This is a genomic window from Pseudoalteromonas sp. T1lg48 (assembly GCF_002964785.1).
Lineage (GTDB): Bacteria > Pseudomonadota > Gammaproteobacteria > Enterobacterales > Alteromonadaceae > Pseudoalteromonas.
The window spans coordinates 106272-121945 of the sequence record NZ_PQCC01000002.1; the positions used below are offsets into that span (position 1 = coordinate 106272).

Here is a 15674-nt window from a genome sequence, read left to right on the forward strand (position 1 = left end):
CGATTAGTGTTCACGGGTCTCACTGAAGCTCACTTCAGGATAACGTTCCATCGACAGATTTAAGTTTACACGGGTTGGCGCTATGTAGGTGAGGTTATCCCCGCCATCGAGTGCCAGGTTCGCTTCACACTTGCGTTTGAATTCTTCAAACTTTTTCACGTCATCGCAAGAAACCCAGCGTGCGGTATTAACATTGACGCTCTCATAAATGGCATCCACCTTGTATTCCGCTTTCAAGCGCGCTACAACCACGTCGAACTGCAGCACACCAACCGCGCCTACAATCAAGTCGTTGTTAATAAGCGGGCGGAAAACCTGTACCGCGCCTTCTTCAGAAAGCTGTACCAGTCCCTTAAGCAATTGCTTTTGCTTGAGTGGATCTTTCAAACGAATACGGCGGAAAAGTTCCGGCGCAAAGTTTGGAATACCGCTGAATTTTAGTTTTTCACCGTCGGTGAAGGTATCACCAATCTGAATGGTGCCATGGTTGTGCAGACCAATGATGTCACCGGCGTAGGCATCTTGCGCACGCTCACGGTCACCGGCCATAAAGGTGACCGCATCGGAGATGCTCACCTGCTTGCCCAAACGTACATGATTCATCTTCATGCCTTGGGTGTATTTACCAGACACAATACGCATAAAGGCGATGCGGTCGCGGTGTTTCGGGTCCATGTTGGCCTGAATTTTAAAGACGAAGCCGGAGAACTTGTCATCCTCGGCGCTGACTTGGCGCTCGTCATCGGTTTGACGCGGCATAGGTGCCGGCGCCCACTCGGTGAGGCCATCCAGCATATGGTCAACGCCGAAGTTACCCAGGGCGGTACCAAAGTAAACCGGTGTTAGGTCACCGCTAAGGAACATCTCAAGGTCAAATTCGTTTGATGCCCCTTGTACTAGCTCGATTTCTTCACGCAGTTGCTCCGCCAGACTCTCGCCTACCGCTTCATCCAACTCGCTATTATCCAGGCCCTTGATGGTACGCACGTCTTGAATTGTGTGGCCTTGGCCGGTTTGATACAAAATGGTTTCATCACGATGCAGGTGATACACACCTTTAAACTCTTTACCACAGCCGATAGGCCAGGTGATGGGCGCACACATGATGTTAAGCTCGGTTTCCACCTCATCAAGCAACTCCATTGGGTCGCGAATATCGCGGTCCAATTTGTTCATAAAGGTGACGATCGGCGTATCACGCAATCGGGTTACTTCCATTAGCTTACGCGTTCGATCCTCTACACCCTTGGCGGCATCGATCACCATCAAACAGGAGTCAACGGCGGTCAGGGTACGGTAGGTATCTTCCGAGAAGTCTTCGTGTCCCGGGGTGTCCAGCAGGTTAACTAAGCGCTCATTGTAAGGAAACTGCATCACCGAGGTGGTGACCGAGATACCACGCTCTTTTTCCATTTCCATCCAGTCCGATTTAGCATGCTGGTTGGAGCCACGGCCCTTGACCGTACCGGCCTTTTGAATGGCCTGACCGAATAGGAGTACCTTCTCGGTGATGGTTGTTTTACCCGCATCCGGGTGAGAGATGATCGCAAAGGTGCGACGCTTATTAATTTGCTGTATTAATTCTGACATGCGGTCACTTATGAGCTGTCGACCCAACCACAACGAGGCGGTTAAGTCGCAATTAAATTTTAAAGACATTAATGCCCGAGATTATACCGACTTTAGGGTGTGCACAAAAGCGCCGAATACAAGTAAAAGTGACTTCATGGCCCACCTATGTGTATTATTACTGAGCATTTTGTATAATTTTTTTGTTGTGGTGTTTACCATAACGCGCTCAGGCCATTTTAAGACGTTGCAAGGAGGCGCACACCATGAAGACGAGCAAGCTAAGCATTCGCTTATTGTGGTACATCACCCCGGTGGTGATCTTGCCCTTGCTGTTTTTAGGTGGCTTTACCCTCACCAACGTCACCAGCTCCTCGGAGCAACAGGCGCAATTGATTGTCAGCCGCTTTGTTGAACAGCAACAAAACAAGGTGTTTCACTCGCTCAATGTCTACCATTCCACCACAGAGCTGCTGAGCACCTCGCCGGTATTGCAAAACTTTTTACACCAGATTGACCGCCCCAACACCTATTACACCGCCCACTTGGGTGCGCTGCTCGACGTCTTTAGCAGTTATACCGAGGCCTATCCAGATATTCTCAGTATTAACTTTGTCTCCAGTACGCAAAAAAGTTACGCCTATTTTTCCACCACGCTGCAAAGTGCACCACAGCAATACCCCTTTTTCGAGCAGTTGCTTACCAGCTCTTTGCGTCGCCAACAATTTATGGTGCAAGAAGACAATGGCGAAACCACCCTCTACTTTGCGCAAAAAGTGTTTGCCCCGGACTACCACCTGGAGCGTCCGGTACTGCTTGGCCATATCATAGTGCGGGTGCAGCCGACCGTGCTAAATACTGCAATTTTAGAGGCTCCCTACAATAACACCTTGAATTTATTGCTGACCGAGCAAGGCAAGGTGCTGTTTAGTTCCAACCATGCGCTGCTGGGTAAGACGCTCAGCGAGCAGGATTTAGAAGCCATAGATCTCTGGGCCGACAATGGCCGTCTTAATGAAATTGTGCTGGAAAGCGTCGATAACACTGAACGCATGCTCTACGGTGTGCAAATGCCCGACGGCCACTATTTCGTTACCAGCATTCCTAAAAAAATGCTCTATCAGGCCGGTAAGGTGATCAGTCTCATCACCGCGCTGATCGTGCTGATCTCCATCGTCACCCTGCCCGTGTTAATCTTTATCGTGGTACGTAATTTACTGCTCAATCCCATAGAGCAACTGGGAGCCGCCAGTCACCGCGTCGGCGCCAACGATCTGGCCGTGCGCCTTGATGACAAGCGCACCGATGAGGTTGGCCAGTTGTTTAGCGACTTTAACAACATGGTGAACAAGATTTATCGCACTCAGGGCGAGCTCAAGGAATATAAAGACACCTTGGAACAGAGGGTTGAGGAACGCACCCTGGAGCTAGAAAAAACCAACAAGGCATTGGAGCTGGCCATTGAGCAGGCGGAGCAGGCCAACCAGTTAAAAAGCCGCTTTTTGGCCAATATGAGCCATGAAATTCGCACACCCTTAACCGCCATCATGGGTTTTACCGAGCAGCTGCTGGAAAACAACCAGGTAGACGATGACAAGGTGCAACATCAGCTCGCCACCGTGCTGCGCAACTCACGCCACCTGCTGGAACTGATCAACAACATCTTGGATCTATCGAAAATTGAGGCGGAAAAGCTGGCCGTTAACCGCGAGCCGGTGTCACTGTTTGAGCTGTTTGACGACTTGAACTCCATCGTCGAACCTCAGGCGCAACAAAAACAACTGGGGTTTGCCATTAACTACCAGTTCCCCTTACCTAAATACATTAACAGCGACCAAACCCGCATTAAGCAGATCCTGCTCAATATCCTCACCAATGCGGTGAAGTTTACCGCCAAAGGCCAGGTCCATCTGGATGTCAGTTACCACGACGATGTGCTTGAGTGTGTGGTCAGCGACACCGGCATAGGCATCTCGGATCAGGAACTGACCCGTATTTTTAAACCCTTCGAGCAGGCCGACACCACCACCACACGTCGCTTTGGCGGCAGCGGCCTGGGCCTGTGTATTGCTAAAAACCTGGCGCAATTATTAGGTGGTGATGTCCGTGCTCATAGCCAACAAGGTATTGGTAGTCGCTTTACCGTACAGATCAACTGTAACCAGGTGTATGAAGCCCAAGACTTCTATCATGGCACCGAAGAAATGCAACCAGTGAAAGAACCAATACCAACCTTAAGCTGGCAGCAGTTTGACGGTGAGATTCTGGTGGCTGAGGATAACCAGGACAACCAGGCGCTTATCTCCTTATTGTTGGAGCGCTGGGGGATCACTCCAGACTTTGCCAATAACGGCGCCGAAGCGGTAGAAAAGGCCCTGGTCAAAGATTACCAGTTGATCTTAATGGATATGCAGATGCCGGTAATGGGTGGTGAAGAAGCCACGCAAATGCTGCGCCATGCTGCCTACGATGGGCCCATCATTGCCCTGACCGCCAACGTGATGAAACACGATATTGAACGTTATTTAGAGGCGGGCTGTGACAAGGCGCTGGCCAAACCCATCGACAAGGAGCAGCTCGAACATACCCTGGCTACCTATTTAAGCTTGCAGCAGGAAGCCAATTCCAAGTGGGATGACATACTTAAAAGCGAGCGCTTTTTACAGATCAATGAAAACTACAAGCAAAAACTCCCCGACTACCTTGAGCAGGTCTTGGCTCACCAGAAGGCCAAGGAGTGGGAGCAGTTGCAGGCAATTGCCCACAGCATTAAGGGCAGTGCCAGCTGCTTTGGCTTTAACGCCGTGGCCGATGCCGCCAGCGAGCTCGAGCTATCGCTGCGCAACGGCGAGTGTGAGCACCACGAATACCCCGTGCTTAAGCTTGAACACGCCATCCGCTTTGTTTTACAACCACAAGCCCAAACGCCTAAGAGACTCTCTTAAGTCACTTGCCACACAGTAGCTAAAAAATAAAATTACATAACGAGAACGATAAACTATGGACACGTTTTTAAATTGGGACTCGCCTGAATGGCTTGAACGGGTGCAGTCGTGGACAAATCAGAACCTTGCAAAGCTTGGCCTTGAGCCATTAGGTAAACTACAAAAGGTTTCCGGCTGGGCCCTAGGCCAAATCTTTAAGCAAAATACCAACGAGGGTCTGTGCTTTTTCAAGGCAGCGGCTTTTCTACCTATGTTTTCTAATGAGTCCCAGCTGTGTGCAAAGCTTTCAGAACTGATGCCTGAATATGTGCCTCAAACTATATGCAGCTCAAGCGAGCAGCAGTGGATGATAACTAGAGACTTTGGCGGGGGGCTACCCGAAGATGCAGATAACAGCTTATGGTCAAAAGCTTTTCAACGCCTAGCCAGGCTGCAACGACACTCTACCAAGCACCTCGATGAGCTGCTGCAAAGTGGTTGTTTACTTAGACGGATAGCTGATCTTCCAGAGCAATTAAGTGACGCATTAAATGATAGTGAGATAACACAAGACCTTGCAGATGACTTCAGAATTAACAAGGATGGGATAGTACTCAAGGTAAAACTGGCGGTTGAAAAATTAGAAAGCTTTGATCTGCCCGATACGCTTGTGCATGGTGATCTGCACATCGAGAATATTGCCCAAGTAAATGATAAGTTTATTTTTTTCGACTGGAGTGACGCCTGTATAAGTCATCCCTTCATCGACGGTACTTACATTTATAGAATGCCCGAAGGTGAAAACAAGGAAGAGATAGTCAACGCCTATTTGTCACAATGGTCTGATTTAGCCGACTATGCAAGGCTACGAGACGCCTGGGATAAAGCCGAGTTGGTTTGCTATGCACACCAAGCAATATCCTATGCATCCATGAAAAAAGCCCTTAGCTCTGAGCAAATGGTGGATTTAGAACAGGCTTTTTTGAATGCTTTTAACAGGCTTCTTGCCAAAAGTTAAAATAAAAACGAAAACGAGGAGCTATCCTGCAAGCACCTAATCACCTAGGCGCAACGATAGTAATGCATCAAACCAAGGATGAGGGCAAGCGAGGCAAAGCTATTGTTAACGGATACTGGATGACTAATCATCACCCATCAAAGGTTTCATCATTAACAAGGCATCTTCGCCATCGGGATAGTATTTCTTGCGCACACCGTTAGTGATAAAGCCATAGCCTTCATACAGGGCGATGGCGGCGGCATTGCTTTCACGCACTTCTAAAAACATCAACTCGGCATTACGCGCAGTCGAGTCCTTAATGAGCGATTGCATCAACACCTTGCCCAAGCCCTGCCCTTGGTGGCTCGGCGCAACGCAAATATCCACCAAGGTAATATCGGGGCCAGCTTGCTCGGCGACATAAAAGCCCAAGAGCGTGTTATCACTGAAGACTCCAGTGCAAAAATAGCGTCCGGACATACAAGAGCGCATCAGCTTCTCGCTCCAAGGATGGCTGTGACAGGCTCGCTCAATAACCATCATGTCCGCCAGGTGCTGTTCGCCCAAAGGCGCCAGTCTATGCATCGATTAACACCTGTTCACACTCACACAATTGCTGCCACAAGGCCTGTTTGTGTGCCACGGACAAATCGGTGCCGGGAAGGTACACGCGATTACCCTGCAATTGTGGTGTGTCCACATCACCCAGGTGCACCTCGCTCCCTGCGGGAAGCAGACGCAAAATATCCTCGGCCAAGGGGCCAGACAAGGGTTGTGAACCTTGGACCTGTTCACCATCAAGAGGCTGTGTGTCATGCGCTCGGTAAGCTGCGCGTAAACGCACCGGCTGTATAGCAAAAATATCGGCTAACTGTGATTGCATAGGGAAATTAATAACTGCATTTGGCGGCTGCCAGTGTAGCGTAAAGACGCTAAGGAAAGAAGTGGCAGGGGCGGAGAGATTCGAACTCCCAACCGTCGGTTTTGGAGACCGCTGTTCTACCAATTGGAACTACGCCCCTGCAATGTCGACGCATTATAATGAGGTTTTTATAAAGGTAAAGAAAAAATATCGCCGTACCCGTTCAACTGCTATGAAAATAAACAAACGATGAAAAAACCATCTATTATCCGGCATGATAACGTAAGATTTTGCGTAACATCCGTTTTGTTACGGTTCTTTACAGACCCCCTACCCCCTCCTAACTGCCGCCTTTTTACTCGCACTAAACTGACGAAAAAATATAGGTACAAGCAGATTGACACCCTAATATGCGCCTTGCTATTTTCCTTAACGGCCTCTTTGGCATTGAAACGGATGCCAATAGAAATCAAATGGATAGCGCTTTCTTGGCATGACTATGGCCAAGGCGCTAACAAGCTAATAAGGACGTTAAGATGAATAAAACCAACCGCTGGCTAGTGCCCCTGTGTACCACCCTCGCCCTGCTGGCAAGCACGCCGACCCTGGCAAAGAATTACCTAAATATTGAGGTCGCGGATGAAATTTTGGCACTCGGTGAGCAATACCAGTTGTCGCTTAGCGAGAGTATTCTCAGCGATAAAAGCCATGAGGTGAATAAGAAGCGCCTCACCTTTAAGCCCGAAGAAGACAAGGTCTTTTACGAATTCACCCTCAGCATCAAAAAAGACGAACAGGTGTGGATCAGTGATGTCTTTGTTTTTAGCAACCAAAAAAACTTTTTAGACTTTAATACCCTGCTTTTTTCAAAACTGGTTGATGAGAGCGATTTTTATCATCTCGATCACAAGGCCGGATACAATTTCTTCTCGTCCTATTCGCAGCAAATTCCCGAGGGCTATAAAAAATTAAAGGCCGAATATGATAAAGGCCTGCCGCACTATTTCAGCTACACCAGCCCTGCGACCGACTACCAAGCATACCTGGCAAATATTTACCCCTTGTCGGAAAAATTAAAGAAAGCGGTGAAGGAAACGCAGGCCACCAAGGTGACCCCTCATGAAGAGATCATTAAAGACTTTATCAGCGCAGTAAACAGCAAGCGCTCGGCGCCATTATTAAAATATCGCGACCCCAAGGCATCGCAGAAGAACAAGGATATTTACAAGCGAGGGCTGCAAACCCTGTTCGCTTACTTCGATAAAATTGGCCACCCCACCAAGTTCAAGGTCACCCAACATAGGCGCTATGAAAACATCAATCAGCCTAGCGTCGACTACTATCTCATCGACATTCTTGAGCACAATGGGGCGTTAAGCAAACGGGTAGAGATGGAGTTTTACTTTAGCGATGTGCACGGCAAACGCTATATCAAGGAATACGATATCACCGGCATTCATTTCGAATAACAAAAAAGGGCTGTTACCAGCCCTTTTTTAATGTGCTTATCTCATCATGAGATACGTGGGAATTATTCCCACTCGATAGTCGCAGGTGGCTTACCTGAGATATCGTAAACCACGCGAGAAATACCGTCGATTTCGTTGATGATACGGTTTGAAACCTTACCTAGGAAGTCATAGGGTAGGTGTGACCAACGCGCCGTCATAAAGTCGATGGTTTCAACACAACGTAGGCTTACAACCCAGTCGTATTTACGGGCATCACCCATTACACCTACCGAACGTACCGGTAAGAACACGGTGAATGCCTGGCTTACCTTGTGGTAAAGGTCGGCATTGTGTAGCTCTTCGATGAAAATCGCATCGGCACGGCGCAGTAGATCACAGTACTCTTTCTTGATTTCACCCAGTACACGTACACCTAGACCCGGACCCGGGAATGGGTGGCGATAAAGCATGTCGTAAGGCAGGCCAAGCTCAAGACCAATCTTACGTACCTCGTCTTTGAACAGCTCACGCAGTGGCTCAACCAGACCCATCTCCATATCTTCAGGAAGACCGCCCACATTGTGGTGAGACTTGATCACGTGTGCCTTACCCGTAGCAGACGCCGCAGACTCGATTACGTCTGGGTAGATGGTACCCTGAGCAAGCCATTTTGCGTTTACGCGCTTACCTGCTTCTTCGTCGAATACTTCGATAAAGGTGTGGCCGATGGCCTTACGCTTAGCTTCTGGCTCATCAATGCCTTCAAGGGCTTTCAAGAAGCGCTCTTCGGCGTCAACCTTCACTATGTTCAGGCCGAAGTGGTCACCGAACATGTCCATTACCTGCTGGCCTTCATTTAAACGCAGTAGGCCGTTGTCTACGAATACACAGGTCAGTTTGTCGCCAATCGCTCTGTGAATAAGCATGGCCACAACCGATGAATCAACACCACCAGAAAGACCAAGAATTACTTCGTCGTCACCGACTTTTTCTTTAATACGAGCGATCGCATCTTCGATAATTTGCGCCGGAGTCCATAGCTTGTCACAGCCACAGATATCAACCACAAAGCGCTCTAGCAGGCGCTGGCCTTGTAGCGTGTGCGTTACTTCCGGGTGGAACTGAACGCCATAGAAGCGCTTTTCTTCCCAAGACATGGCCGCATGTGGACAGGTGTCGGTTTTTGCCGTGGTGGCAAACTGAGGTGGAATGGCTTCAACCTTGTCGCCGTGGCTCATCCATACATCCAATAAACCAGCGCCGTTCTCACCCAGGTGATCTTCAATCGCTTCGAATAGTGCACAGTTACCCACTTTTTCAACTTGCGCGTAACCAAACTCTTTCTTATCAGAGCCATGTACCTTACCGCCCAGCTGCATGGCCATGGTTTGCATGCCGTAACATACGCCAAGAACCGGCACACCCGCTTCGAATACGTAATCAGGCGCACGTGGGCTGCCCTGCTCTACCGTTGACTCTGGGCCACCAGATAGAATGATACCTTGTGGGTTGAATTCACGGATTTGCTCCTCCGTTACATCCCAAGCCCACAGCTCACAATAAACACCAATTTCACGCACACGACGGGCGATTAATTGCGTGTACTGTGAACCAAAGTCAAGGATCAATATACGGGAGTCATGGATATCTTTGCTCATTGCGATCTCATCTAAATTAAATGAAATTGGATTAGCGCATTGTTAATTCGCTAATCAGAAATTAGTAAGGGCTAGCACTTGCTAGCCCTGTTTTCGTCTATCTTGGCGATTAGCCCAGACGATAGTTCGGCGCTTCTTTGGTGATTTGCACATCGTGTACGTGCGACTCACCCATACCGGCTGCGGTAACGCGCACAAACTGCGGCTTAGTATTAAGCTCGGCAATGGTTGCTGAACCCGTTAAGCCCATGGCGCTGCGCAAACCGCCCATTTGCTGGTGAATAATGGTGGCGATTGGGCCCTTGTAAGCAACACGGCCTTCGATACCTTCAGGAACCAGCTTCTCGGCTTCTTTTGATGTTTGGAAGTAACGATCAGAAGAACCTTCTTTCTGGTTCATCGCACCCAAGCTACCCATACCACGGTATGACTTATAGTAACGACCTTGATAAAGTTCAACTTCGCCCGGTGATTCTTCGGTACCGGCAAGCATTGAGCCCACCATGACACATGATGCACCAGCAACAAGTGCTTTAGCGATATCACCAGAGAAACGGATACCACCGTCGGCGATAACCGGAATGTCACGACCTTTTAGGCCTTCAACCGCATCAGAAATCGCGGTGATTTGTGGAACACCACAACCGGTTACGATACGAGTAGTACAGATAGAACCTGGGCCGATACCGACTTTAACCGCATCAACACCGGCGTCAGCTAGGGCAATCGCACCTTCGGCGGTCGCTACGTTACCGGCAACGATTTGTAGTTCAGGGAAGGCTTCACGAGTGGCTTTCACGCGATCGATAACGCCTTGAGAGTGACCGTGTGAAGTATCGATAAGTAGTACGTCCACGCCCGCTTCAACCAGCGCTGCAATACGCTCGTCGGTACCGGCACCAACACCTACGGCTGCACCTACACGCAGACGACCTTGCTCGTCTTTACATGCATTTGGCTTGTCCATCGCTTTTTGGTAGTCCTTCACCGTGATCATGCCTTTTAGTTTAAAGGCGTCATCAACGACTAAGATCTTTTCGATGCGATTTTCGTGCATTAGACCAAGAATTTCTTCGCGGCTGGCGTTTTCTTTAACGGTAACCAACTTGTCTTTTTTGGTCATTACGCTTGAAACAGGCTGTTCTAGCTTGGTTTCAAAACGCATGTCACGGCTGGTAACGATACCTTCAAGGTTATTCTCGGCGTCGGTTACAGGGAAACCTGAGAAGCCTTTTTCTTCAGCTAGAGCAACGGCTTCGGCGATGGTTAAATCGGCTGGCACAGTGACAGGCTGAGAAACAATGCCCGCTTCGTAAGTTTTTACCTTACGAACATTCGCTGCTTGCTCAGCGATGGTCATGTTTTTGTGGATAAAGCCCAAACCGCCTTCTTGTGCTAGGGCGATGGCTAAACGCGCTTCGGTTACTGTATCCATAGATGCAGAAACAAGCGGAAGGTTCAGCGATATGCCGCGCGTAAGGCGTGTGGTAAGGTCCGCTGTGTGCGGTAAAACAGTAGAATGACCAGGTACTAATAGTACGTCGTCAAAGGTAAGAGCTTCTTTAGCGATCCTAAGCATTGGCAACTTCTCACGAATTGGTGATTGGGTGGAGTTGCGGCGGCATTTTATCAGCGATGTGCAGGCGAGTAAAATAAAATTTGCGCTTTATTTATGATAAACTGCTCCAAGTTTTTACAAGGCGTGTTATCACTATGTATTCACAATCAAATTCCGCCGCTAAGCAGAGCGTTTATACGGTATCACGACTTAACCGTGAGATCCGTACTATTTTGGAGCGTGGCTTTGCCTCGATTGTGCTCACCGGTGAAATTTCTAACTTTGTCGCCCCCGCCTCCGGACATTGGTACTTTTCTTTAAAAGACGACAAGTCGCAGGTACGCGCCGCCATGTGGCGCGGTAATAACCGTTACGCCAAGTTCCGCCCCAAAGACGGCGACCAGGTTCAGGTGCAGGCCCGGGTCTCCTTGTATGAACCCCGTGGCGACTACCAGGTTATCGTTGAGCATATGGAAGCCGCCGGTGAAGGCGCCTTAAAACAAGAGTTTGAGGCCTTGAAAATGCGCTTGGCAGCACAAGGCCTGTTTAACTCCGCCCATAAGAAGCCCCTGCCCGGTACCATAAATAAAGTCGGGGTGATCACCTCCTCGACCGGCGCCGCCATCAAGGACATCTTAACCGTATTAAAACGCCGGGCACCGCAGTTAGAAGTGGTGATTTATCCCTGTCAGGTGCAAGGCGACACCGCCCATCAGGGGATCATCGACAAACTGCAACTGGCCAACGCCCGCAACGAGGTGGATGTACTGATCGTCGGTCGCGGCGGCGGTAGTTTGGAAGACCTCTGGTGTTTTAATAACGAACACCTGGCTCATGCCATTTTTAACAGCCAATTGCCGGTGATCAGCGCCGTTGGCCATGAAATCGACACCACCATCAGCGACTTTGTTGCCGATATTCGCGCTGCCACGCCTTCGGCGGCGGCGGAGCTGGTAAGCCCCGATAGCATACAGCTCAAGCAATCCATACATCACCAAAAACAGCGCCTTTACAGTGCCTGGCGTCACCTGCTGCATGACCGCGCACAGCAACTGCAACGGCTGCAAAGCCGTCTGTCGCAACAACACCCGGCCAATCAATTGATGCAGCAGCAACAACGTTTAGATGAGCTGCAAATGCGCCTGCACCACGCCATGGAAGGGCGTTTAAGCCACCAGCGGGGACATTTAAACCAGCTGAATATGCGGATGCAGCGCACCAACCCGGGTACTCAGGTGGCAGCAGCGAAATACCAGTTGCAACAGTTATCTACGCGCTTGGTGGCGGTACAAAAAGAGCAGCTCTATCAGGCACAATCTCAGCTTGCGCAACTGGCGGCCAGACTCGATAGCATCAGCCCGCTGGCGGTATTAGCCCGAGGTTACAGCATAACTAAAAGTGAACAAGGCATTGTCAAATCGGTGACTCAGGTGCAACCACAGCAGCAATTAACAACCGTGGTTGCCGATGGGGAAATTATGACTCAGGTGGTTTGCGTTCAACCCAAAAGCTAAGGGAGCCATCGGAGCTCACTGCGCTGGTGCGTTGGAATTGGCGCCACCAGGGCTGCTTGTCAAGACGTGATTGCAGCTGGCGCCAGTCGGTGCGCGGGTCGAGTGTTACGCCCTCCAAGGCGGAGAACTCAATACGACACACGGTACTTTTACATTGCACCTTATCTAGGGCTACCTTGTCGGCAAAGCCTTCACTGAAAACAAAATCACTGGTTTGGGTCTCCGTCAGGTAGGCCCAACTTTCATCGCGGGCTTCCTGTTCAAACAGCTGCTGCAGTTGGGATTCCATTTCCTCGGGCCCTTTTAGGGCGCGCTGTAGCACTTTTATCTCTTGCTTTGCCTGGGCCAGTTGCTGTGCTAATTGCGCCGTTTCTTCCAAGCTCTGCCCCCCATTTTCAGGTTCAGTAATCTCGGCAAGGGTAGTCGGTGACTCGTCGAGGAGTGGTTCGGCCAGAAGTGGTTCGGCCAGAAGCTCCTGGTTACTGTCGGGGGTGTCGCTTTCAACCACGAAAGCGGGAGCGGCGGTGGGAGATAGCACTGCGCTCTGGGAAGGAGCGATCTTAGATGCGGTCGATATCATTGCTTGTTCGGTGTCGGCAAACAGCACATAACCGCTTCCCAACCCCACAAAAAAGGCCGCTGAGACGGCCATAACCAATTGATTTTTTGCCATACTTTTCCCTGCTGTTCAGTTTTAGAGCATGGCACTAGTATGGGATTTATTTTCCGGTTCGTCATCCAAAAAGTTCTGATTCATAGACTCGGCCGGACAAGCACAATCCGGACGGCCCACCACTTTAGCAGGCACGCCAACCGCGGTGGTGTGTGCGGGCACAGGGCTGAGCACCACGGAGCCGGCACCAATACGGGCGCCCTCGCCGACCTCAATATTACCCAGCACTTTGGCACCGGCACCAATTAACACGCCGGCACGGATTTTCGGGTGACGGTCGCCAGACTCATTACCCGTACCACCTAAGGTCACTGACTGCAAAATAGAGACATTGTCTTCAATCACTGCCGTTTCACCGACGACAATACCTGTGGCATGGTCGAACATGATGCCGTGACCGACCTTACAAGCCGGGTGAATATCAACGCCAAACACTTCCGAGCTGCGGCTTTGGATGAAGCGTGCCAGCTCTTTACGGCCTTGAAGCCATAGGCAATGAGCTAAACGGTGCGCCTGAATGGCATGGAAACCCTTGAGGTTTAAAATCACCATCAAATAGGTGTCCACCGCCGGGTCGCGGTCACGCACCGCTTTAATATCGTGAGCCACATGGGTCAACAAGGCATCGCATTCCACAAAGGCCTGATCAAATAGCTCGCGAATGGTAAAGGCTGAGACCACGGCGTCTGCCAGCTTGTTGGCAACAATAAAGCTGAGCGCCGAGCCCAAACAATCATGATTAAGCACGCAAGAATAAACGTGGGATGCCAACAAGGGCTCTTTGGTAACGACTTGATTCGCTTCTTCTCTTAGCTGCTGCCAAATCTCATGACGCATGGCGGTTTCCTAGTATTAACTAACGGCTTATTGCTATAAGTGTAACGGATCTGGCGGTAAACGCGCTATCCCCGAAATCGGCGCGCTGGTTATTAGATATAACTAAATTATTCATCCGCCTGTTTACGCGTCATAAATTATTTCCTCTTGAGGGGCACAGAGAAAGGCTTTGTCATGACGATACTGACTCGGCGAGACGGCAAACCAACGTTTAAAGGCATGATGAAAGGCACTGAGCTCGCTGTAACCGCACAGGTAGGCAATTTCACTGAGGCTTAACGTCGACTCCCGTAATAGCGCACAGCTTTTTTCCTGCCGCAGAGTATCGAGCACGGTGCGATAGCTGGTGCCTTCTGCGCTCAGACGCCGCTGCAGAGTCTTCTCGCTCATGCTTAGCCTCTGCGCCATGCTTTTACAGCTCAGTTCACCGCTAGCCAGCTGTTGCTCTAGTAAGAGTGTCAACACCTGGCTGATGGCCTTGTGCTTTTGAGCCATAACCCCTTGTTGCAGCTCTAAGCTTGCACCCTGGACATCGGCCTGAAATTGTATTTCATGGCTGGGCGCACCATATTCGACGGCACAGTTAAAGTACCGCTCAAGTTGTTCGCAGGGCTCCCGACGCTGCACACTTACACGATTCGGCCGCCACTGCTTGCCAGCCACGGTGCGGGCAATTTTGACGCAAAATGCCATCGCCGCTTCATAGCTCTGCGTGCCGATAGCACAGGTATTGGAGGCAAAATGAAAGCGCAGCAGCGCCTGTCCCGGTTGCTGCTCGATAAGCTGGGCATTGGTGGTATCGCCTATCAGCTTTTGATAACGCAAGATCAATTTAAAGGCACTCAGGACACTGCCTTGTTTTAGTAAGGTTAAACCTATGACAGGAATGGCCCTCACAGTCATGCTGCCACCAACGGCAATACCCAGGTTAATGTGCTCGCCTTTTTGTTCCATGGCCCTTTGCGCTTCACCCCACAAAATGCTGACATTACTTTGTGGATAACGGCTGTCCTTCACCGTTAGGGAATCAAGGGCGATATTAGCGTCATTGAACAAGGTGGTAATAGGCAAACCATGCCACTTAAAGGTTTCGGCCATAGCACTGACCCACCATGATGAAATTGTCCGCATTGCTTGACCTAAAAAATCAATTATTAGGCCCACAATAGCAAGCGCAGTGCGAATTTCCAGCATATTGTTAATAAGTGTGCTGATAAGGTGCAACACCCTTTGGCGGCTGACTATAACAATTATGATCAACTGGCACGCAGGTTATTAACTCAACAGGAGAACACCCATGGGCCATGTCTCAGATAAAGACGGCTTTAGCAGCTTTAAGGAGTTTTATCCTTATTACCTGCAGGAGCATAAAAACAAAGTATGCCGACGCTTACATGTGCTTGGCAGTACCTTGGTACTCACCGTCCTGGTTGCGGCTCTTATCAGCGGCCATTATATATGGTTGTGGTCAATGCCGCTTATCGGCTATGGCTTTGCCTGGGTTGGTCATTTCTTTTTTGAAAAAAACAAACCGGCCACCTTCACCTACCCGTTTTACAGCTTTCTCGGCGACTGGGTCATGTTTAAAGACATCATCACCCGTAAGGTTCCTTGGTAAAAGGCCCTGT

13 protein-coding genes and 1 tRNA gene are annotated in these 15674 nt (G+C 49.8%); 5 read left to right on the forward strand and 9 right to left on the reverse strand.

Annotated features, from left to right (window positions below):
- Positions 1 to 3: 3 nt before the first annotated feature.
- Positions 4 to 1590, reverse strand: a complete 1587-nt coding sequence (gene prfC / locus C2M29_RS02270; protein WP_105188194.1) for a peptide chain release factor 3 — start codon at positions 1588 to 1590, stop codon at positions 4 to 6.
- Positions 1591 to 1835: 245 nt separating this feature from the next.
- On the opposite strand from prfC, the gene C2M29_RS02275 reads away from it, so the two are divergent.
- Both C2M29_RS02275 and C2M29_RS02280 read left to right on the forward strand, forming a co-directional pair.
- Positions 1836 to 4514 (forward strand): ATP-binding protein, encoded by a 2679-nt coding sequence (locus C2M29_RS02275; RefSeq protein ID WP_105188195.1) that lies wholly within the window; start codon positions 1836 to 1838, stop codon positions 4512 to 4514.
- 55 nt (positions 4515 to 4569) lie between these two features.
- Positions 4570 to 5511, forward strand: a complete 942-nt coding sequence (locus C2M29_RS02280) for a phosphotransferase (RefSeq protein ID WP_105188196.1) — start codon at positions 4570 to 4572, stop codon at positions 5509 to 5511.
- A 123-nt stretch (positions 5512 to 5634) separates the two neighbouring features.
- On the opposite strand, the gene rimI is transcribed toward C2M29_RS02280, so the two are convergent.
- The 3 genes from rimI to C2M29_RS02295 all read right to left on the reverse strand — a co-directional run bounded on the left by rimI (position 5635) and on the right by C2M29_RS02295 (position 6515).
- On the reverse strand, positions 5635 to 6078 hold the full coding sequence (gene rimI, locus C2M29_RS02285; protein WP_105188197.1) for a ribosomal protein S18-alanine N-acetyltransferase: 444 nt from the start codon (positions 6076 to 6078) through the stop codon (positions 5635 to 5637).
- Complete coding sequence (locus C2M29_RS02290) at positions 6071 to 6376, reverse strand: hypothetical protein (RefSeq protein WP_105188198.1); 306 nt, start codon at positions 6374 to 6376, stop codon at positions 6071 to 6073. The genes rimI and C2M29_RS02290 overlap by 8 nt, the downstream gene beginning before the upstream one ends.
- A gap of 62 nt (positions 6377 to 6438) precedes the next feature.
- A tRNA-Trp gene (locus C2M29_RS02295) sits at positions 6439 to 6515 on the reverse strand.
- 376 nt (positions 6516 to 6891) lie between these two features.
- On the opposite strand from C2M29_RS02295, the gene C2M29_RS02300 reads away from it, so the two are divergent.
- The gene (locus C2M29_RS02300) at positions 6892 to 7824 is read left to right on the forward strand and encodes a hypothetical protein (protein ID WP_105188199.1); all 933 of its coding nucleotides are present in this window, start codon (positions 6892 to 6894) and stop codon (positions 7822 to 7824) included.
- A 62-nt stretch (positions 7825 to 7886) separates the two neighbouring features.
- Here C2M29_RS02300 and guaA read toward each other — a convergent pair whose 3' ends face one another.
- Both guaA and guaB read right to left on the reverse strand, forming a co-directional pair.
- The gene (guaA, locus tag C2M29_RS02305) at positions 7887 to 9464 is read right to left on the reverse strand and encodes a glutamine-hydrolyzing GMP synthase (RefSeq protein ID WP_105188200.1); all 1578 of its coding nucleotides are present in this window, start codon (positions 9462 to 9464) and stop codon (positions 7887 to 7889) included.
- Between the two features lie 109 nt (positions 9465 to 9573).
- Positions 9574 to 11043 carry an IMP dehydrogenase gene (gene guaB / locus C2M29_RS02310; RefSeq protein WP_105188201.1) on the reverse strand — a complete coding sequence of 490 codons (1470 nt, stop codon included), beginning with the start codon at positions 11041 to 11043 and terminating at the stop codon, positions 9574 to 9576.
- Positions 11044 to 11177: 134 nt separating this feature from the next.
- On the opposite strand from guaB, the gene xseA reads away from it, so the two are divergent.
- Entirely contained in the window at positions 11178 to 12536 is a 1359-nt protein-coding gene (gene xseA, locus C2M29_RS02315; protein WP_105188202.1) for an exodeoxyribonuclease VII large subunit, read from the forward strand.
- On the opposite strand, the gene C2M29_RS02320 is transcribed toward xseA, so the two are convergent.
- The 3 genes from C2M29_RS02320 to C2M29_RS02330 all read right to left on the reverse strand — a co-directional run bounded on the left by C2M29_RS02320 (position 12499) and on the right by C2M29_RS02330 (position 15144).
- The gene (locus C2M29_RS02320; RefSeq protein WP_105188203.1) at positions 12499 to 13209 is read right to left on the reverse strand and encodes a hypothetical protein; all 711 of its coding nucleotides are present in this window, start codon (positions 13207 to 13209) and stop codon (positions 12499 to 12501) included. The genes xseA and C2M29_RS02320 overlap by 38 nt on opposite strands.
- Before the next feature lie 21 nt (positions 13210 to 13230).
- Complete coding sequence (gene cysE, locus C2M29_RS02325) at positions 13231 to 14046, reverse strand: serine O-acetyltransferase (protein ID WP_105188204.1); 816 nt, start codon at positions 14044 to 14046, stop codon at positions 13231 to 13233.
- Between the two features lie 123 nt (positions 14047 to 14169).
- On the reverse strand, positions 14170 to 15144 hold the full coding sequence (locus tag C2M29_RS02330; protein WP_158684628.1) for an AraC family transcriptional regulator: 975 nt from the start codon (positions 15142 to 15144) through the stop codon (positions 14170 to 14172).
- A gap of 199 nt (positions 15145 to 15343) precedes the next feature.
- Between C2M29_RS02330 and C2M29_RS02335 the strand changes: the two genes are divergently transcribed.
- Positions 15344 to 15664 carry a DUF962 domain-containing protein gene (locus tag C2M29_RS02335; protein WP_105188206.1) on the forward strand — a complete coding sequence of 107 codons (321 nt, stop codon included), beginning with the start codon at positions 15344 to 15346 and terminating at the stop codon, positions 15662 to 15664.
- The last annotated feature ends 10 nt before the right edge of the window (positions 15665 to 15674 follow it).

Bases quoted from the DNA above. Each gene is read 5' to 3' on its own strand.
- C2M29_RS02290 (WP_105188198.1), bottom strand. From the start codon at position 6,376: ATGCAATCACAGTTAGCCGATATTTTTGCTATACAGCCGGTGCGTTTA.
- C2M29_RS02320 (WP_105188203.1), bottom strand. From the start codon at position 13,209: ATGGCAAAAAATCAATTGGTTATGGCCGTCTCAGCGGCCTTTTTTGTG.
- guaA (WP_105188200.1), bottom strand. From the start codon at position 9,464: ATGAGCAAAGATATCCATGACTCCCGTATATTGATCCTTGACTTTGGT.
- C2M29_RS02300 (WP_105188199.1), top strand. From the start codon at position 6,892: ATGAATAAAACCAACCGCTGGCTAGTGCCCCTGTGTACCACCCTCGCC.
- prfC (WP_105188194.1), bottom strand. From the start codon at position 1,590: ATGTCAGAATTAATACAGCAAATTAATAAGCGTCGCACCTTTGCGATC.
- C2M29_RS02280 (WP_105188196.1), top strand. From the start codon at position 4,570: ATGGACACGTTTTTAAATTGGGACTCGCCTGAATGGCTTGAACGGGTG.
- cysE (WP_105188204.1), bottom strand. From the start codon at position 14,046: ATGCGTCATGAGATTTGGCAGCAGCTAAGAGAAGAAGCGAATCAAGTC.
- rimI (WP_105188197.1), bottom strand. From the start codon at position 6,078: ATGCATAGACTGGCGCCTTTGGGCGAACAGCACCTGGCGGACATGATG.
- C2M29_RS02335 (WP_105188206.1), top strand. From the start codon at position 15,344: ATGGGCCATGTCTCAGATAAAGACGGCTTTAGCAGCTTTAAGGAGTTT.
- C2M29_RS02275 (WP_105188195.1), top strand. From the start codon at position 1,836: ATGAAGACGAGCAAGCTAAGCATTCGCTTATTGTGGTACATCACCCCG.
- guaB (WP_105188201.1), bottom strand. From the start codon at position 11,043: ATGCTTAGGATCGCTAAAGAAGCTCTTACCTTTGACGACGTACTATTA.
- C2M29_RS02330 (WP_158684628.1), bottom strand. From the start codon at position 15,144: ATGGCCGAAACCTTTAAGTGGCATGGTTTGCCTATTACCACCTTGTTC.
- xseA (WP_105188202.1), top strand. From the start codon at position 11,178: ATGTATTCACAATCAAATTCCGCCGCTAAGCAGAGCGTTTATACGGTA.